This window comes from Actinomadura sp. K4S16 (assembly GCF_008327685.1).
Taxonomy (GTDB): Bacteria; Actinomycetota; Actinomycetes; order Streptosporangiales; family Streptosporangiaceae; genus Spirillospora.
Window position 1 is genome coordinate 270992 of the sequence record NZ_BDDE01000013.1, and the last position, 17696, is coordinate 288687.

General features: G+C 71.4%; 17 protein-coding genes and 1 tRNA gene. 11 read left to right on the plus strand and 7 right to left on the minus strand.

Annotated elements, in window-relative coordinates:
• Positions 1 to 68: 68 nt before the first annotated feature.
• The 11 genes from K4S16_RS16395 (at position 69) to xerC (ending at position 10942) form a co-directional block, all read left to right on the plus strand.
• A complete protein-coding gene (locus K4S16_RS16395) occupies positions 69 to 698 on the plus strand; it encodes a hypothetical protein (RefSeq protein ID WP_149259808.1) in 630 nt (209 codons plus the stop codon).
• The gene (locus tag K4S16_RS16400; RefSeq protein WP_149259809.1) at positions 695 to 2077 is read left to right on the plus strand and encodes a hypothetical protein; all 1383 of its coding nucleotides are present in this window, start codon (positions 695 to 697) and stop codon (positions 2075 to 2077) included. The genes K4S16_RS16395 and K4S16_RS16400 overlap by 4 nt, the downstream gene beginning before the upstream one ends.
• Positions 2077 to 2475: a hypothetical protein gene (locus K4S16_RS16405; protein WP_149259810.1), complete on the plus strand. Its 399-nt coding sequence runs from the start codon at positions 2077 to 2079 to the stop codon at positions 2473 to 2475. The genes K4S16_RS16400 and K4S16_RS16405 overlap by 1 nt, the downstream gene beginning before the upstream one ends.
• A 436-nt stretch (positions 2476 to 2911) precedes the next feature.
• Positions 2912 to 3631, plus strand: a complete 720-nt coding sequence (locus K4S16_RS16410) for a hypothetical protein (RefSeq protein WP_149259811.1) — start codon at positions 2912 to 2914, stop codon at positions 3629 to 3631.
• Positions 3628 to 3810, plus strand: coding sequence for a hypothetical protein (locus K4S16_RS44375; protein WP_160160930.1), 183 nt, complete (start codon positions 3628 to 3630; stop codon positions 3808 to 3810). Before K4S16_RS16410 ends, K4S16_RS44375 begins: the two co-directional genes overlap by 4 nt.
• Entirely contained in the window at positions 3807 to 4109 is a 303-nt protein-coding gene (locus tag K4S16_RS16415; RefSeq protein ID WP_149259812.1) for a hypothetical protein, read from the plus strand. Before K4S16_RS44375 ends, K4S16_RS16415 begins: the two co-directional genes overlap by 4 nt.
• Positions 4100 to 4414, plus strand: coding sequence for a hypothetical protein (locus K4S16_RS16420; protein ID WP_375708333.1), 315 nt, complete (start codon positions 4100 to 4102; stop codon positions 4412 to 4414). Before K4S16_RS16415 ends, K4S16_RS16420 begins: the two co-directional genes overlap by 10 nt.
• 83 nt (positions 4415 to 4497) lie before the next feature.
• Complete coding sequence (locus K4S16_RS16425; protein WP_149259814.1) at positions 4498 to 4866, plus strand: hypothetical protein; 369 nt, start codon at positions 4498 to 4500, stop codon at positions 4864 to 4866.
• Positions 4866 to 7133: a DNA translocase FtsK gene (locus K4S16_RS16430; RefSeq protein ID WP_149259815.1), complete on the plus strand. Its 2268-nt coding sequence runs from the start codon at positions 4866 to 4868 to the stop codon at positions 7131 to 7133. The genes K4S16_RS16425 and K4S16_RS16430 overlap by 1 nt, the downstream gene beginning before the upstream one ends.
• 418 nt (positions 7134 to 7551) lie before the next feature.
• Complete coding sequence (locus tag K4S16_RS16435; RefSeq protein ID WP_149259816.1) at positions 7552 to 9534, plus strand: DUF3987 domain-containing protein; 1983 nt, start codon at positions 7552 to 7554, stop codon at positions 9532 to 9534.
• Positions 9535 to 9721: 187 nt separating this feature from the next.
• Positions 9722 to 10942, plus strand: coding sequence for a tyrosine recombinase XerC (xerC, locus tag K4S16_RS16440; protein WP_149259817.1), 1221 nt, complete (start codon positions 9722 to 9724; stop codon positions 10940 to 10942).
• 69 nt (positions 10943 to 11011) lie between these two features.
• Here xerC and K4S16_RS16445 read toward each other — a convergent pair.
• From K4S16_RS16445 to K4S16_RS16470, 7 genes are all read right to left on the minus strand, one after another.
• A tRNA-Thr gene (locus K4S16_RS16445) sits at positions 11012 to 11084 on the minus strand.
• Positions 11085 to 11148: 64 nt separating this feature from the next.
• Positions 11149 to 12621, minus strand: coding sequence for an alpha/beta hydrolase (locus K4S16_RS16450; protein WP_149260155.1), 1473 nt, complete (start codon positions 12619 to 12621; stop codon positions 11149 to 11151).
• Between the two features lie 101 nt (positions 12622 to 12722).
• Complete coding sequence (locus K4S16_RS44380; protein ID WP_160160931.1) at positions 12723 to 12875, minus strand: hypothetical protein; 153 nt, start codon at positions 12873 to 12875, stop codon at positions 12723 to 12725.
• 928 nt (positions 12876 to 13803) lie between these two features.
• A complete protein-coding gene (locus K4S16_RS16455) occupies positions 13804 to 14013 on the minus strand; it encodes a hypothetical protein (RefSeq protein ID WP_149259818.1) in 210 nt (69 codons plus the stop codon).
• A 521-nt stretch (positions 14014 to 14534) separates the two neighbouring features.
• On the minus strand, positions 14535 to 15788 hold the full coding sequence (locus K4S16_RS16460; RefSeq protein ID WP_149259819.1) for an ABC transporter permease: 1254 nt from the start codon (positions 15786 to 15788) through the stop codon (positions 14535 to 14537).
• Positions 15785 to 16510, minus strand: a complete 726-nt coding sequence (locus K4S16_RS16465; RefSeq protein ID WP_149259820.1) for an ABC transporter ATP-binding protein — start codon at positions 16508 to 16510, stop codon at positions 15785 to 15787. Before K4S16_RS16465 ends, K4S16_RS16460 begins: the two co-directional genes overlap by 4 nt.
• Positions 16507 to 17652: an efflux RND transporter periplasmic adaptor subunit gene (locus K4S16_RS16470; protein ID WP_149259821.1), complete on the minus strand. Its 1146-nt coding sequence runs from the start codon at positions 17650 to 17652 to the stop codon at positions 16507 to 16509. The genes K4S16_RS16465 and K4S16_RS16470 overlap by 4 nt, the downstream gene beginning before the upstream one ends.
• Between the last annotated feature and the right edge of the window lie 44 nt (positions 17653 to 17696).

Sequence of the window (17696 nt, forward strand, 5' to 3'; positions counted from 1 at the left end):
AGCGGCCCTCGTCATGGCGACGCAACCGCCTGACGAGGGCCTTGATCGGACCTTGGAGGTCCAACCCGATGAACCTTCATTTTGACACCTCAGCGGGCCCGTTCTGGGTCGATGAGGAGTACGACCGGGAGTACGCAAGTGATGGCGTGTCCCGGTACGGCGCCTACGTCCGCGACCGGTTGGACAGCTCGTTCGCCGAGTGCTGGGAGGCGAGGGGAGAGCCGTCGTCCAGGCGCGTCGAGTTCGCGTCGGCGGCCTGGCGGACGGCGACCGGTCCCGTGATGGCTCCCGGTTACGTCCGCAGCAGCTCCCGGGTGCTGGGCGCCCGGGTCGAGCGGAGCCAGTGGGACGGGTCGCTGATCGCGGCGGTGAGCCTGGTGGCTCCCTGGCCGGCGGCTCTGGCCCGGTCGTTCGACTGGCAGGGCGGCCGACGCTGGCGCGACTGGCCTACCGAGCTGCGCGGTGAAGGCTACGACTTCGTGGAGCCCACCGAGCAGGACGTGGCTGGGTCGCCGTTCATGCAGGCCAGCCTGGCGCTGACCTTCGTCGTGCCGGTCGACCGGTTGCCGGAGGCTCCCGAGGGTCCCGATGACGGTGTGGAGGACTGCGCCCGGCAGGCCGTTGAGGGCCTGGTCGTGGAGCTGAACCGCGCGGTCGGGCCGGTCCTGGATGTTCTGGCAGGAGGGCGTTCGCGATGACGATCCTCAAGAGGAGGTCGGAGGCCAACGCCGAGCCGGTCAACCCCGAGCAGCTGGCCCGCGAGCTGCGGCGTCGGCGCGAGTTGGCGGACGCGCGGCGGGCGGATGAGCTGGACCGGGCGCGTGCGGAGGCTGGCCATGGCCGGGCTCGGGCGGATGTGGCGACCGAGTCGCGGCTGGCCGAGCTGGCGCGTGCCGAGCGTGAGGCCGATGTCCGCGCCGAGGCGGAGCTGGCCCGGATGTATCGGGAGTTCCGCGCGGCCGGTGAGCGGACGCGGATCCGGGCGGTGATGGCGCGGTCCGGGGAGGCCCGGGCGCTGCGGCTGGAGTGGCTGCGGGCTCGGAACCTGCGGGTGCTGGTTCCGGTGCTGGTCGGGTTCGGCGTTTGGTCGACGACCGGGGTTCAGCAGGGCGCCGCCCGGCTGATGGGCGTGCACGCCGACAGTCCGGTGTGGTGGACGCTGTGGGGTTTGGAGGCCCTGCTGATCGGCGCGGTGTGCTGGATCATCGTGTGTCGCGCCAGGCTGGCGGCGTCCGGCGGCACGCTGGCGCGGCAGGCCGAGAAGGTCGGCTTCGGGTGCCTGTTCACCTCGATCGTGCTGAACCTGGTGGCGGCGGTGCCAGCCGGCGACGCTTCGCAGGTGTCGGGGTGGGCGGTCGCCAGCTCGATGTTCGCGCACGCGCTCGGCCCGGTCGGTGCGGCGGTGACGGCTCACTTGATCGGCGTCATCGACCAGTCGATTGCTGAGGCCGACCCCTGGCACGACCAGGACGGCCAGGCGGTGCCGCGGCTGGCCGAGATGGAGATGCGTCCGCGCGAGCAGGCCTCGGCCGACAGCGTCCGTGTCGGCACTCCGGCAGGCGCTGCCGGCAGTGCACTCAATGCCGGTGTGCAGTGCGGTTCTGAGGAGGTCGCTACCGGCCGTGCGGCCGTGTGGCCTGTCCCCAGCGGGCAGCGGCTGACGCTGCCGGTCATCGCCCGTCCCGAGCCCGCCCACGCCCCCGCCCCCGGCGGTGAAGCGGGTCCGCGAACCGGTGGTGACCTGGCGCGAGAGCCGAGGGCGGCAGCGCCTCGTAAGCGGCGGCCGAACAGGGGCGTCCGGGTGCCTGAGAGCGCCAAGCCCGCGCCGCGTCCGCTGACCGATGAGCAGCAGTGCGAGCGGCTGGTGGCGGCGATCGACCGCGGTGAGGTGCCCGAGGACGCGTCCATCCGCCAGGTGCAGAGCGCGCTCAACGTGGGGTTCGGACGCGCCAAGCGGATCAAGGAGCTGTACGCCGAGCGGCTCGCCGACCTCCATCGCGCCGTCGTCCAGGCGCTCCCCGAGCGGGACGAGCCGCCGGCGCGTGGCGGGCTGACCGTGGTGGGAGGCGAACGGTGATGACGACGCTCCAGACCGGATACGCGGTCGGGTCGCCGTACGAGTTGGACTTGCGGCGCCGACTCAACCAGGCCCGACAGGACCTGGCCGAGGCCCACGCCGAGCTGGCCGCGCGTCGAGACCAGGAGACGGCGTTGCGTACGCACCTGGAGTCGCTGGCGGCCGAGGCCCGGTCGGCAAGGCAGGCCTTCACCGAGCTGCACGTGGCCTACGTCGAGCTGCTCACGCATGCCCGCGCGACCGTCGCGGCGGCCGTGCGCGGGGAGCCGGCCCCGGCCGCCTACGTGGCCGGCCACTTGGAGGAGATCGGGTTGCCGCCCGGCCCCGGTGCCGTGCCCGAGCAGGTGGTGGCCGAGGGGCTGTCCGTCGCCACCCAGGTGAGCAGGGCCGCCGGCTGACGTCCGGCCGCCCACCGTCGCGGGCAATCCGGTCCGCGACCAGTGAAAAGGGCCCCGCCGACGGTCCCTAGGAAAGACAACGGCGAGGCCCACCTCAAGAGAGGCAGGTCCCAGTATGTCCGACCAGACCAAGTCCAGCAGCGGCGGCACCGCGACGGCGCCCACGTCCTCGATGTGGGGCAAGAAGGGGCGCGGCTACCCCGAGCTGGCCAAGGGCGGCAGGAAGTGAGCGGCACGGCGTGCTGCCCGAAGTGCGGTAGCGCGCAGAACGTGACCTACGGCGGCCGCGAGGGGTCCACCGGCCCGAGCCAGGACGTCTGGCGCTGCTCCAAGGACGGCGAGTTCCGCACCCCCGCCCGCTGACCAACGACAGGTAGGGGCCGGACCTGGCGGAGCCGGCCCCTATCCCCTCCACGACACCACAGGAGCTTTCTCGATGTTGAAGACCATCCCCAGCGTCGTGCGGTCACGGGTCGACCGCGTGGCCGTCCGGCACCGGTACACCGGGCTGCAGGACACCTTGAACGAGACCATCGACGACCTGTACGCCGCCCAGGACCACGACGACCGCGCCGCGCTGCTGGACTACGCCGCGCAGCTCATCGAGCGGCTGGCCGAGCTGCACACCGCTGCGTGGGGCCGCGAGGCCGACGCGGACGGGCGGCCGGTGGCGGTGTCGCTGGCCGGCCAGGCGGCGCTGCTGCGTCAGGTCGCGGCGACCGAGCGCGCGGTCATCGGGACGATCACCTGGCCGGTCGGTCAGACGCCGCCGGACGCCGAGCACGCGGCCGAGCTGCACGCCTGGACGGAGCTGGCGCACACGTCCGCGCCCGAGCGGCGTGCGGCCTGCCTGCGTCGGCTGTCTGTGCTGGCCGCCGAGCACCTCGGCGAGCGCTCCGCCGAGGTCCTGGCCGTGCTCGCCGAGGTTGAGGACCACCGGGCTGCTGGCAACACGGTCCCGCCCGCTCGTCCCCGCTTCATGCTGCCTCGAGTTCTGGTCGGCGCCTTCCTGGCGCTGCTGGCTCTCATCGGTCTTGCTCCAGGGCTGGACGCCCTGGGCCGGGTCCTGCTGCTGGCGGTTGTCATGGCGTCGACCTATGGCGCGTTGTGCGTCTACGTCGGTGTCCGAGGCCGGTCGCAGCGGGTGGCGCGGTGAGCGCGCGGGCCAGGTCTCGGCGGTCGCCGGGCCGGGCGGTGCTGGCGTTCCTGGTCGTGTTTCTGGCGCTGTGGGCGGCGCTGACTACCTGGACGGCGATGTACGGCAACGCCGCCTGCATGGTGGCGGCGCTGACCGCGTGGTGGGTCGCGCGCCCTTTTGCCCGGAGGCGGCGGTGAGCGGCGCGCACAGCACCGCCGCCGGCGGAGCCGGGTTGGCCCGGCACTTCCGGATCCAGCCGCCGCCCGGCCCGTCCACCTGGGAACGCCTCAGTCCCGTCGCCTACGGGTTGCTGGCGGTCCTGGCCCTGGTCGCGTCAGCCGTGGATGCCCTGGTGACGGCGCTGCTTGGGGTGGCGCCCCTGGGGCCGCGGCTGCGCAGGGCGGGACGGGCGCTGGCCGATGAGTTCCGGGCCGGGCACGCCGGCGCGGTGGATGCCGACGTCGTCGACGACAACGAGCAGGAGGTATGGCGGTGAACAACATCAGCGAGCTGGCCCGGATCGAGTTCCGCGGATCGTTGGGCGAGGCGTTCAAGAAGTACAGCCAGGAGCTGGAGGCGCTGGCCGACCGGTGGCGGACCGAGCTGGAGATCGCCGCCGTCGACGCCGAGGCGGCGATGGGCTCGATGAAGGGGCACCTGCTGCTGTTCGGCCTTGACTCCAAGGTCCGGGCCCGCCGGGTCGCCAAGCGCCTCAAGCGCGCGCAGGACCTGGCCGCCTCGGTGGGAGACAGCGCGGACCAGTTCCAGCGCTCGTACCGCAGGCACTTCATTCCGTCCTAGTCGGCGCCGCGGGGCGGCCACCACTCGGGCGCCGCCCCCGGCCTGGCCGGGGTTGCGACCACAGACCAGGAGGGACAACGCAGATGGGTTCGGGAGCGCAGCGGCTGGACGAGATCGCCGCTATCGAGTTCGGCGGCAAGGTGCCCAAGCAGGTCGCCGCCTATGCCAAGGCGACGCAGCGGTTCGCGCACGACCTGGCGCGGGAGCTGGACGCCGCGGAGGCGGCCGCCGACGCCGCGATGCGGCAGCTCAAAGGTCACCCGCTGCTGGCGGGAGTGGACGTGGCCGTGCGGGCGTGGCGGGTGTCTCGGCACCTGCGTGAGGCCCGGGAGCTGGTCGAGGGGATCAGCGCCGAGGCCGTGAAGTTCAACATCCAGTTCCGCAACGAGTTCCTGGCCGGCGACCAGCGCGCCACGAAGAAGAGCGAGTACAGAGGCGAGGTTGATCTGTGATGGCACGCAAGACCCAGAGCCTGCAGCTCGTACAGGACGCCACGATGGAGCGCATCGCGGTGTCGGCCGTGTCGAAGGTGGGCGTGCTGGTGCCGCCGTGGGCGGTGCTCGGCCTCGAGGCCGCCGGCGGCGCGGTCTCGCACGCGATGTGGGGCGCTCCCCCGGCGGTGACGTGGGCGGCGGCCGGATGCACGCTGGGCTCAACGCTGCTGACCGCGCTGACCTGGATGGCCACCCACCGCCGCCGGATGCTCGGCCGGGTCCACTCCACCGCGACCACGGCCTCGGCGACCACCTGGTTCACCGTCGCCACCATCACCGGCGTGACCGCCGACGCCACCGCCGGCGCGCTGTTCTTCGGAGGCGCCACGCTCGCGCTGAGCTGGAACATCCGGACGGTGATCCGCGCCCAGGGCGACGGGGACGGGACCGGAGACGCGCTCGGATCGCTGTTCGACCGGGCCAAGGAGCAGGCCGGGCTCAAGGGCGCACGGGTGCGGGCGGTGGAGGTCACCGACCACAAGGTCAAGGGCCAGATGCAGCTGCCGCCCGGGGAGAAGACTGCCGACGACGCCGTCAAGGCCACCGCCCGCATCGAGTCGGGCATGCAGCTCCCGCCCGGCAGTGTGATCGTGGCTCGGGACGAGGACCGCGCCGACCGGGCGCACGTCACCGTGTCCGACCCCCGCGCGATCCGCCGTCCCATCATGTGGCCCGGTCCGTCCCGGCCGGGCGGGTCGGTGGACGAGCCGCTGCGGATCGGGATCTACCAGGACGGCGACGAGGTCGAGTACCGGTTCGTCGGCCACCACCTGCAGATCATGGGCATGACCGGGTCCGGCAAGAGCATCGGCGGGGCCTGGAACATCGTCGGCGAGATCATCACCCGCGCCGACGCCGCCGTGTTCTCCATCGACGTGTCCAAGGACGACCAGACCATGGGGCCGCTGCGCGAGGGCCTGCACCGGTTCGAGACCGGGAAGGCCGGCGCGGTCGACCTCATCCGGGCGATGCACGCCGCGATCCCCGAGCGCACCAAGTGGCTGGCCGCCCGCGGCTACCAGGCGTGGGAGCCCGGGTGCGGGCTGACCTACTGGTACCTGCACATCGAAGAGGTCCCCAAGCTGTTCAACGAGCTGGCTGGTGAGGACGAGGAGCGCCTGGCCGAGATCCTCAAGGAGATCCGCTCGGCGGGCGGCAGCGTGATCCTCTCGCTGCAGCGCGCCGACTACACCCAGATCCCCACGCTGATCCGCTCGCAGATGGCCAAGATGTGCTTCGGGCTGTCCGACCCCGACGACGTCAAGTACGGCGTGTCCGCACGCCAGCGCAAGGCCGACGTCGAGCCGCACGAGTGGGAGGACCACTACCCCGGCATGGCCTACCTGGACGGCAAGAGCGTCCGGACCACCCACTACGCGATGCCGCTGCGGACTTTTTCCTGGGGCGCTGGCAGCGCCGAGGCCAACGCGGCGATGGCCGCCCACGCCGCCGCCTACCCCGCGGCCGCCAAGGACGTCGACCCGTTCACCGCCGACCTCAGCCGCGTCCAGCCCGCCCAGGCCACCGCGTCGGCCCCGGCGAGCGCTCCGCGTGCGGCCGTCGTCCTGGAGGACGAGCGCGAGGCGTTCGCAGCCGAGTTCGCCGAGATGCTCGGCGACGCCGCCGAGCAGGTCATCGCCGTACAGCACGCCTCACCGCAGATGCTGCAGCGCAAACTGCGCGTCACCCGGGAGGACTCGCTGCGCCTCCTGGAGGCGCTGGAACGCAAGGGCATCGTCGGCGCCGCCGACGACGATGGAGAGGGCCGCCCGGTCCTGGTCGCCGCCGACGCCGCGGCCGAGACAGTGGCCAGGCTGCGCGACAACGGCGACCCCGTCACAGCCGCGCTGCGCACCGAGGACCCCGACCCGGCCGTCATCGCCGGGGCCGGCGACCCGATCCAGGAGCCGACCGACGCCGAAGCCGAAGGACTGGTCACCGAGAACCAGGACCGCGACCCGATGACTCCGGCCGCCGCGCGGGGCCTGGTGCACGACTGGCTCCGCCACCGCCAGCAGGCCGGGCAGCCGTCCTTCACCGCCTCCGACGCCGAGCTGACCGCCGTGCGCAACCGCACCGGGAACGGCCGCGCCTGGACCTACAAGGTCCTCAAGGACCTGACCGATCGCGGCGTCCTGCGGGCCGACAAGTCCGGAAACAGCACCACCTACACCATCGCCGACCTGTCGCCGCTGGACCGCGACGACCTCGGGCAGGCGGCATGACGCCGCCGAACGTGACACCGCCCAAGGGCCCAGGCATCTCGCGTGCGGCTGCGCGTGGGAGCGAGCGCGCCGCACGGATGATCTTGTCACGCGCGTGTCACGGGCGACCGTCACGCCTGCGTCACGGGCGCCGTGTCACAGCGTCACAGCGCCTGTGACCTGTAGCTCTCTCCCCCAGCCCCCGCCCACGGCCTCAACCGTGTCACGGGCTGCCGCCAGCCGGCCTTCCCCGATCTGAGCTGAGAAGCAGACCCCGGCCACCGCCCGCGGTGGACCGGGTCTCTCTCGGCCCGCCAAGTCACATCCGCCCCGTCCCGCTCACCAGTCGCGGACGGCCTCGTCTCCGCCGTGGAGGACCCATGAGATCCGCTTGGGCAAGCCCGCCCATCCGGCCCGCCGCCTCGAGGACGGTCACCCGATGACCAAGCCTCCACTTCGCGTCGTGGACGGCGGCCAGGACGACGAGCAGGACCTGGCCCGCGCGCTCCCCCACGACCTCGGAGCCGAACGGCAGGTCCTGGGAGCGATGATGCTCTCGGCCCGGGCCGTGGCCGACGTCCGAGACGTCCTCGACGGCAGTGAGTTCTACCGGCCAGCCCATCAGGACATCTGGCAGGCCGCCTGCGACCTGGTCGACCGCGGCGACCCCTGCGAGCCGACCGCCGTCGCAGCCGAGCTCGGCCCGCGCCGCCTCAGCAAGGTCGGCGGCGGCCCCTACCTGCACACGCTCATCCAGGACACGGTGTCCTCCACCCAGGCCGGCTACTACGCGCGCCGACTGGCCGATCTCGCCTACGCCCGGACCGTCGCGACAACCGGCATCCACCTCACCCAGCTCGGCCACCAGGCGGCCGGCGGCGACACCACCGACCTGCGCAGCGCCGTCACCTCCGCCGTCCAAGAGATCACCGCACCCAACGCCCGCGGCTGGCCGGAACCCACGCCGCTTGAGGCCGCCCGTGAACTGCCGACCTTCCCGCTGCCGATGCTGCCGGACTGGCTCGCCGAATACGCCGCCCGGCTGGCCGAGCAGACCCAGACACCGGCCGACCTCTCCGGCTGCCTCGCCCTGGCCGTCCTGGCCGTCGCCGCCGGCGGCAAAGTCTGGGTCCAAGCGCGCGGCTGGCGCGAGCCGACCAACCTGTTCAGCGTCGTCGCGCTCGGCCCCGGAAACCGCAAGTCCGAGGTGTTCTCTGCGATGACCGCCCCGATCCGCGCCGCTGAGGCGAGGCTGCGCGACGAGGCCCAGCCGTACATCACCGACATCGCCATTCAGCGGCGCGTCGCCGAGGCCGACATGGAGAAGGCCGAGAAGGCCGCGATCAACGCCATTGACGCCGTCGTCCGCGAGCAGCACCTGGCCGACGCGCGCATCGCCGCCGAACGGCTCCAGGAGCTGCAGGTGCCGGCCGAGCCGCGGCTGTTCTCCGACGACGCGACACCCGAGGTCCTCACCTCGCAACTCGCCCAGCAAGGCGGGCGGATGGCCGTCCTGTCCCCGGAGGGCGAGATCTTCTCCATCGCCGCCGGCCGCTACAGCGGCGCCCCGAACTTCGCCGTCCTCAAGCACGGCCACGCTGGCGAAGGAATGCGAATCGACCGCGTCGGACGCGCCTCGGAGGTCATCGAGTCCGCACACGTGACCCTCGGCATCTGCACCCAGCCCGACGTCCTGGCCGGGCTCGCCGACACCCCGCAATTCCGCGGCCAGGGCCTCCTCGGAAGACTCCTCTACTCCGTCCCGGCCTCACTGCTCGGCTACCGCGACGCCAGCCCAGAACTCATCCCCGCGCACATCGCCCAGACCTACGCCGACACACTCACCAGTCTCATCACCCGACTGCACAGCCTCAGCGAACCGGTCTCCCTCACCTTCAGCGATGCGGGCACCGCCGCCGTCCAGGAGCTGCTGCGCGAAACCGAACCGCGCTTCCGGCCCGGCAACGACCTGGCCCACATGCCCGACTGGGGAGGCAAGTTCCCCGGCGCCGTCGTCCGCATCGCCGGCCTGCTCCACCTGGCCCACCACCATCACGGCACCTGGACCCGGCCCATTAGCGCGGAGACGTTCGCCTGCGCACGCCAGATCGGCGAGTACTTCCTCACCCACGCCCAAGCGGCCTACGACCTCATCGGCGCCGATCCTGACCTGGCCGACGCCCGCGCCCTGCGCGACTGGATCGCCCGCACCGGTACCCACCGCTTCACCGCCCGCGACGCCGTCCAAGCGCTCAGGCCCCGCTTCCGCAAGGTCGCTGACATCGACCCCGGCCTACGCGTGCTGGAAGCCCACGGATGGATTCGACGGCTGCCCACGCCACCCCGCGCCAGCGGGGCCGGCCGCGCACCCGCCGCCGTCTACGAAGCCCACCCGCACACCGCATCAGGCGACGGCTCATGACCACCCTTCGCCCTCACGCACCGTCACCGGCCCGAGCGGCTCACGGCCGTCTGCACCCTTGCACGCCTGCACACAATGCACAGAAATCAATTGATGTGCATTCTGTGCATGCGTGCAGCCGTGCAGAGCCACGCCCGGGCCCCATCGACCATCACTCAGCGTGACAGTCAACCCGGAGGAACGAACGATGACCGAGACACCTCCCAGCCGTCCCGAGGAGTTGGCCCCGGCCCGTGAGCCGAAGCGAAAGCGCCGACCTCAGGGGGACGGCGGCCTGCGGTGGAGCGAGAGCCGACAGCGCTGGATCGCGGAGATCACCATTGGCTACACCCCCGCGGGCAAGCGGATCGTCCGGACGGCCACCGACAAGAACAAGCGCCAGGCGCTCAAGAAGCTCCACGAGAAGCTGCGCGACCGCGACGACGGCCTGCCGAGCGAGGACACCCGATACACCGTCCGGCACGCTGTCGAGAACTGGCTCGAATACGGCCTCGTGAACCGAGACTCCGAAACGCGGACCAAGTGCCGGAGCCTGGCCGACAACCACATCATCCCGAGCCTCGGCGCGCGGAAGCTGCGCGAACTGTCCGCCGACGATGTGGACGCCTGGCTCGCCGAGAAGGCCGAGCACCTCAGCACTGACACTCTTCGCCAGCTCAGATCCATCCTCAAGCGGTCCGTGGCTCGCGCCCAAGCGCGCGACAAGGTGAAGCGAAACGTTGTCCTGCTGTGCGAGGTACCGCGCGGGAAAGCCGGGCGTCCGTCCAAGTCGCTGACGCTCGATCAGGCGGCCGCCGTTCTGGCCGCGGCGACGAATACCTCGATGTACGCCTACATCGTTCTGTCCCTGCTGATCGGTGCTCGCACGGAGGAGCTGCGCGCGCTCACGTGGACGCACGTCGACTTGGACGGCCGACCAGAAGCTGAGCCGCCCGTCCCGCCGTCCATCAGGGTGTGGCGGTCGGTGCGCGCCGGCGGCAAGACCAAGACGAAGAAGTCCAGGCGCACGCTGGCGCTGCCCAAGCGATGCGTGGAGGCCCTGCGCTTTCACCGCCAGCTACAGGACGAGCAGCGCCAGGCGGCCGGCACGGCCTGGCAGGAGCACGGCCTAGTCTTCGCGTCCACCGTGGGCACCGAGCGGAACGCCAACAACGTCCTACGGTCCTTCCGGGCCGTCCTGGCCAGGACGGACCTCAACCCGGACGAGTGGACGCCACGGGAGCTACGGCACAGCTTCGTGTCGGTCCTGTCGGACGCCGGCGTCCCCCTCGAGGACATCTCACGGCTGGCCGGCCACAAGAGCACGGAGGTCACCGAGACGGTCTACTGGCACCAGATCCGACCCGCCCTGCTGGCCGGCGCCGAGGCCATGGACGACGTGTTCCCCATCGCTGCCGAGGACGCCTAGTCAGGCAATGTGTCAGGCAGTCATGCAGAAGGCCCATCGCGGGTGGTCGCGATGGGCCTTTGAGCTGGGAGCCGCCTATCGGAATCGAACCGATGACCTATTCATTACGAGTGAATCGCTCTGCCGACTGAGCTAAGGCGGCCTGCCGTGCGGGGCACGGCGGGAAGAAGTCTACCGGGTGTTGGAGGTGGGTGTGCACCGGTTAATCAGCGGCAGGTGGTTCCGTCCTTGGGCGGGTCGGTGGTGATCAGGTAGTCGTCGGTGGTCTTGGTGATGCAGGAGTTGCCCTGGAGGTAGGCGGTGTGGCCGTCGCCGTCGAAGGTGAGCAGGACGCCGCTGGAGAGCTGGCCGGCGAGGCTCTGGGCCCACTTGTAGGGGGTGGCGGGGTCGCGGATGGTTCCGATGACGACGATGGGGGCGGCGCCTTGGGCGGTGGTGGGCTTGGGCGCCTGCTTGGTCTGGACGGGCCAGTAGACGCACGGGAGGCCGCCCCAGACGACGAAAGGTCCGAAGCGGGGGGCGACCTTCTTGGCCTGCTCGGCGGACTTGCCGTAGGCGGCGAGGTCCGGTGGGTTGGGCTTGTCGACGCAGTTGACGGCCATGTTGGCGTCGGTCTGGTTGCTGTAGGTGCCGTTGGGCTTGCGTTCGACCATCTCGTCCGCGAGGGCTAGGAGGAGGGTGCCGTCGCCCTTCTGCATAGCCTGCGTGAGCGCCTGGCGCAGGACGGGCCAGTACTCCTTGACGTAGAGGGCCCGAGCGATGCCCATCACGGCCAGGGACTCGGTGACCTTGCGGGAGTCGCGCGTATTGCTGAGGGGCTTCTTGTCCGTGGCCGTGAGGAAGGACGAGACCTGGCCGATGACCGCGTCCGGGGTGGCGCCGAAGGGGCAGGCACCCGACTTGACGCAGTCGTCGGCGAAGGCGCGCAGGGCGGTCTCGAAGCCCTTGGCCTGCTCGATCAGGAGGTCCGTGGAGGAGAGCTTCGGGTCGACGGCGCCGTCCAGGACGAAGGCCCGGATGTTCTTGGGGAACTGCTCGGCGTAGAAGGCGCCCAGGTAGGTGCCGTAGGAGGCACCGTAGTAGGTGAGCTTCTGGTCTCCCAAGGCGGCGCGTAGGACGTCCATGTCGCGGGCGGCGTTGACCGTGCCGACGTAGGGAAGCTCAGAGTCGGCCTTGGCTTTGCAGCGCTCTGCGAAGGCCTTGCTCGCGCTGCCCAGTTGGTTGGTCTCCTTCGGGTCGTCCGGGGAGGCGTCCGTGGCGAAGAACTCGTCCAACTGCGGCCCGGTGTTGCAGCGGACAGGGTCACTGGACGCCACGCCGCGCGGGTCGAAGCCGACGATGTCGAAGCGGCGGCGCAGGTCGTCTCCGAAGGAGCGGGCGGCCTGGCGGACGAAGTCGACGCCGGAGCCACCCGGGCCCCCGGGGTTGGTGAGCAGGGAACCGATCCGGTTCTTCTCGTCTTCGGCCGGAAGCCTGATGACCTTGATACCGACCTTCTCGCCGGACGGCTTGGCATAGTCCAACGGGACCTGTACGGTCGCGCACTCGAACCCGTTGCCGCAGCCCTTCCAGGAGGGCTTCTGCCCGTAGAACTGCCCGAGGCCCGTGGGAACGCTCGCGGCCTGGGTCGTGTTCTTGTCACCGCTGTCGCAGCCGGTGGCAGTCGCCAGGACCAGCATGATGGCCACGCTGATGATTCTCGCTGCCCGCACCTGGCCCCCGTCTCGTCGTCGCGGCACGTACGCCGCCGCCTACGCTACGTCGGCACGGTGGTCGACGGCTACTTTCCTCGGTATTCGTGTTCGATGCCGTCGAGCAGCCATTTGAGCCCCAGTTCGAAGCTGTCGCCGCGGTAGAAGCTCGTCTCCAGGAAGGGTTTCAGGTGCTGGAGCTCACCGGGCTCCACCAGCAGCTGCACGTACGACTGCTCCAAGAGGTCGTCTGGACGCGTTGCGGGCCTGCTTCGCCGGCCTGCTGCTCCATGGGGCCGGGGGTCGTCGTTCTCCTGCGGTGTCGGAAGGAGCGCCACACCTGCGCCACTGCCGCAGCGCCGAACCAAGCCCCGCGAGGGCGCAGGCCAGTGGCCACTGTTCACCTGTGAGTGACCCGGCAGCGCCCTCACCCGTGTCGCTGTCGCAGTGCCGGTCAAGGCCACAGAGGTGTGGTCAAGCAGGCGGGCGGGTCAACGATCAGCGTCCACTGCAGGAGCCCGGGTAGTGCGCCCGTCAGTAGTGCCCTTGCGCGGGCAGAGCCTGCACGCGTACGGATCAGCGATCGCCGTTCACCTGGGGGAGGTCCGGCGGTGCCCTCGCCTGGGTTGGGGTTGCGGGGCTGGGCGAGGTCGCAGGGGTGTGGGTCAGGGGGTGTTGTTCTCCTGCGGGAGGCCGGAGGGTGGGGCTCCGCCTGGGCCATTGCGTCGTTGGGGGGCTAGGGAGGCGCAGGTCTGCATGGCTTTTTGTTCTGCTGCGGATCTCGTGGGGCGTTGGGTTGGGGCGTTGGTGGGGCGGCCGGGTCCGGGGGCGCCTGGGTGGGTCGTTGGGGCGTCGGTGGGGTGGGTTGATGGGGCGTCGGTTGGGCGGGTGGGTGGGGCGGAGGGGGGTGTGCCGCCGGCGGCGGGGCCGCCGTTCGGGAGGGTGACGCCCTGCTTTTCAAGGCATGCTCGGAATGAGGCCATCGGATCGGCGGCGGCGGACTTGTCAGGGCCCGCGGTCGTCGTGTCGCCGTTTCCGCATGCCGTGCTCAGCAGGAGCACACCGCCGACGGCCAGGACGCCGAGGATTCGGCGTGAGCCTGTGCTGCCCATCGAGATCATCCTTCCCATGTGATTTGTCGGTCTGCTCGGGTGCGTCCATCCGCGGCGATCAACGGCCGGAGCCTTCGTTCACGGTGGTCGCGGTGAGGGAGCCGTCCTCACCCGTGGAGCCGCGGACGACGACGGTCGTGCCCGCGCCGAGGTCGCGCAGCGCGCCGTCCTCGACAATGCGGATCTTGGTCGTGCCGGTCGTCCTGACCTTGATGGTCTTGCCGGACGAGGTGCGCAGGTACAGGGTGTCGCCGACGACCTTGGTCACCGTCCCCACGGTTCCCGGCGTTCCGTTCGCGCCGCTCCCCGGTCCGTTCGCCGGCCCGTTGCCTGGTGCGCCGTATTGGCCGGGGCCGTCGCCGGAAGCGGGTGGGCCGCCGTAGCCCCCGGTCCGTGCGCGTCCGGCTTCCGGGCCCCCGGCCGCGCCGCCGGCGGACGGGCCGGTTGACCCGTCCGACGACCACTTGTGCGCTTGGACGCCGCAGAGGAAACCGGCCACCAGGATGACCCCGGCCGCGAGGTAGAGCGTCGGCCCTGGCAAAGACCTCTGCGACGGCCCTTCCGTCAACTCGGCGCCGAGATCGTCTTCGAACGGCGAACTCGCCAGGAGTTCCGCGTCCCCCATCGGCTCGTCAGGCATTTCCCGCCCCCCGGTCACAGCGCACCCGCGTGCGCTCGGGCGTGTTCTGAGGGGGCATGTGGCGTTCAGTGGTCCTGGGGCGCTTTCGGTGACTGCTGTGGGCGTGTTTCGGTGGGTGATGGCCTGGATGGCGCATAGGAGTCCTTCAGTCAGTCGTGGCGTAGGGCGTCTATGGGACGGAGCTTGGCGGCGCGGTTGGCCGGGTAGCTGCCGAAGAACAGGCCGATCGCCACGGAGACGGCCAGAGCCAGGACGATCGATGAGGGCACCAGGACGGGTTCCACACCCGCGATCGTGAAGAGGCTGCCGATGACGCCCGCGAGGACGCCGAGCAGGCCGCCGACGAGGCTGAGGACGGTGGCCTCCGCGACGAACTGGCCGAGGATCGCGCCGCGCGGAGCGCCGATGGCCTTGCGGATGCCGATCTCGCGGGTCCGTTCGGTGACGGTGACCAGCATGATGTTGGTGATGCCGATGCCGCCGACCAGGAGGCTGATCGCCGCGACGGCGCCGAGCAGGACGGTGAAGGTCCGGCTCGACTCGCTGACCGCCGACTGGACGCTCGCCTGGCTGGAGACCGTGAAGTCGGCGGTACCGGAGGAGCCCGTGCCGTGCCGCTGGCCGAGGATGCCGGTGACCTCGGCCTCGGCGGCGTCGACGGCGCCGGTGTCCTTGGCCTGGACGATGATCTGGTCGAGCGCGCCGTAGCCGGTGAGGGTCTCCTGGACGGCGGGAAGCGGCGCGACGGCGATGCCGTCCGGGTCGGAGAAGGTGGACGAGGAGGAGCCGGTCGCCTTGAGGACGCCCGTGACGGTGAAGCGGATCCCGCCCACGTCGATCTTCTTGCCGATCGGGTCCACGCGTCCGAACAGGTCGGTGGCCACCGTGCTGCCGAGCACGACCGTCTTGCTCGCGGCGGTGACGTCATCGGCGGTGAACGCCGCGCCGGACGCGAGGGTCTTGTTCGCGGCCGCGAAGTAGGACGGCGTCGTCCCGACGAACCGGTCGATGGTCGTGCTCGTGCCCGCGTACCCGGCGGTGACGGACTGGCCGGTCACGACGGGCGACGCGCTCCTGACCGACGGGGCCTGGCCGGCGGCGGTGAGCGCTTCGGCGTCCTGCACGGTGAGGTCCCGGGCCTGGGTGCGCGGGCCGGAGGCCTGGTCCTGCGTCCCGAAGCCGCCCGGGCCGCCGCGGCCCGTCGTGGACGGCGTGACGGTGAGGGAGGCGGCGCCGAGGCGCTGGATGCTCTTCTTGATCTGCTCCGAGGAGCCGTTGCCGACCGCGACGAGCAGGATGACCGCGCCGACGCCGATCATGATGCCCAGCGTGGTGAGGGAGCTGCGCAGCTTGTTGGCCGACAGCCCGCGCACGGCGAAGCGCAGGATCTCGAAGGCGCTCACCTTGCGACCTCCCGGCGGACGTCCGCCACGACGCGGCCGTCCACGAGCCGGACGGTCCGCTTGGCGTGTGCGGCGACGTCGTCCTCGTGAGTGATCACGACGATGGTGCGGCCGGTGCGGCTGAGCCGGTCGAAGACGCCGAGGACGTCGGCGGTGGAGGCGCTGTCCAGCGCGCCGGTCGGCTCGTCCGCGAGCAGCAGGGTCGGTGCGGTGACCAGGGCGCGGGCGACGGCGACGCGCTGCTGCTGGCCGCCCGACAGCTCGTTCGGCTCGTGCCGGGTGCGGTCGGCGAGGCCGACCTCGCGCAGGGCGGCGAGAGCGCGGCGCCGCCGTTCGGCCCCCTTGAGCCCGCCGTAGGCGAGGGGCAGTTCCACGTTGGCCTGCGCCGACATCCTCGGGATCAGGTTGAACGACTGGAAGACGAACCCGATGCGGCGGTTGCGCAGGATCGCGAGGTTCCGCTCGGCCAGGCCGGCGACGTCGATGCCGTCGAGGAGGCAGCGGCCGGCGCTCGGCACGTCCAGGCAGCCGATGATGTTCATCAGCGTCGACTTGCCCGAGCCCGACGCGCCCATGATCGCCACGTAGTCGCCGCGCTCCACGGTGAGCGAGACGCCGCGCAGGGCGTGGACGGCGGTGTCGCCCGTCCCGTACACCTTCGTCACGCCGCGCATGTCGAGCGCCGGCGGCGCCCCCGCAGCGGGCGGCCTCGGCGCGGTCATCGACGGCCTCCGCCGCCCGGCGCTCCACCCGGCGCTCCGCCGAGCCCGGGGCCGCCACCGCCGCCGGGGAAGCCGCGTTCGCTCGTGTTCCCGCTGCCGGACGTGGAGGTCACGGCGACCTGGTCGCCTTCGTTCAGGCCCGACTTGATCTCGGTTCCCTGGTCGCCCTTGACGCCGGTCTCGACCGTCGTCGGGATCTGCCTGCCGTTGCGGACGACCGTGACCGTGCTCTGCCCGCCGGCCGTCCTGACCGCCGCACTCGGCACATGGAGGACGTCCTCCGCCCGCGCCACGGTGATCTCCACCGTGGCGGTCTGGCCGAGCCGGACCCCGGACGGGACGTCCTCCAACGCGATCGTGGCGGGGAACTTCACGACGTTGTCGGTGGTCGTCGGCGCCGCGCCGATCGCGGTGATCTTGCCGGTGGCGGTCGTTCCGGTGAGCGCGTCGAAGGTGACCGCGGCGGCCTGACCCGCTTTCAGCTTGGTGGTGTCCGCCTCCGTGAACTCCCCCTCGACCTGGAGGTGCGCGGTGTCGGCGAGTTCGACGAAGCCCGAGCCCGACGAGGAGGAGGCGGATGACGAGGAGGGCGAGGACGACCCGGAGCCGGACCCGGAACCCGACCCCGAGGAGGACGAGGATGAACCACTGGAGCCGCCGCCCACCGTCCCGTTGACGGCGGTGACCGTCCCGGCGAACGGGGCCTTCAGGACGGTCCCCTGGTATGCGCGCAAGGCCGAGTTGTAGGAGTTCTTCGCCTGGACGTAACCGGCGTAGCCCTTCTCGGAAGAGGTGTCCCCGTCGGCGGCGACGGCCAGGTTCGCCTTGGCGGCGTTGACGTTCTCGATCGCCTCGGTCTGGTCGAGGCGGGCCAGGACGTCGCCCGTCTTCACCTTCTGCCCCGCCCTGACGTAGATCTTGGCGACCGTCCCGGAGGCGCCGAAGGACAGCGAACGGCTCCGGGCGCTCCCCACCGAGCCGGACGCCGACACCGACGAGATCACCGTCCCGCGCGAGACGCGGGAGAGGCGGGTGGACGCGGCGGCGCCGTCGTCTCCGTCGCCGAGTGCGAAGTACGCGGTTCCGGCCCCGGCGGCGAGCAGCACGCCCAACGCGCCGTTGACCAGGAGTCTCCGATTCATGCGGATGAGGCTCTTGACCGCTCCTGTGGCGTTCGTGAGGCACG

Coding starts and splice junctions, on each gene's coding strand:
- K4S16_RS16465 (WP_149259820.1), bottom strand. CDS start 16,510: ATGACCGCGCCGAGGCCGCCCGCTGCGGGGGCGCCGCCGGCGCTCGAC.
- K4S16_RS16395 (WP_149259808.1), top strand. CDS start 69: ATGAACCTTCATTTTGACACCTCAGCGGGCCCGTTCTGGGTCGATGAG.
- K4S16_RS16420 (WP_375708333.1), top strand. CDS start 4,100: ATGGCGGTGAACAACATCAGCGAGCTGGCCCGGATCGAGTTCCGCGGA.
- K4S16_RS16425 (WP_149259814.1), top strand. CDS start 4,498: ATGGGTTCGGGAGCGCAGCGGCTGGACGAGATCGCCGCTATCGAGTTC.
- K4S16_RS16400 (WP_149259809.1), top strand. CDS start 695: ATGACGATCCTCAAGAGGAGGTCGGAGGCCAACGCCGAGCCGGTCAAC.
- K4S16_RS16450 (WP_149260155.1), bottom strand. CDS start 12,621: ATGCTGGTCCTGGCGACTGCCACCGGCTGCGACAGCGGTGACAAGAAC.
- K4S16_RS16430 (WP_149259815.1), top strand. CDS start 4,866: ATGGCACGCAAGACCCAGAGCCTGCAGCTCGTACAGGACGCCACGATG.
- K4S16_RS16435 (WP_149259816.1), top strand. CDS start 7,552: ATGACCAAGCCTCCACTTCGCGTCGTGGACGGCGGCCAGGACGACGAG.
- K4S16_RS16405 (WP_149259810.1), top strand. CDS start 2,077: ATGACGACGCTCCAGACCGGATACGCGGTCGGGTCGCCGTACGAGTTG.
- K4S16_RS16410 (WP_149259811.1), top strand. CDS start 2,912: ATGTTGAAGACCATCCCCAGCGTCGTGCGGTCACGGGTCGACCGCGTG.
- K4S16_RS16470 (WP_149259821.1), bottom strand. CDS start 17,652: ATGAATCGGAGACTCCTGGTCAACGGCGCGTTGGGCGTGCTGCTCGCC.
- xerC (WP_149259817.1), top strand. CDS start 9,722: ATGACCGAGACACCTCCCAGCCGTCCCGAGGAGTTGGCCCCGGCCCGT.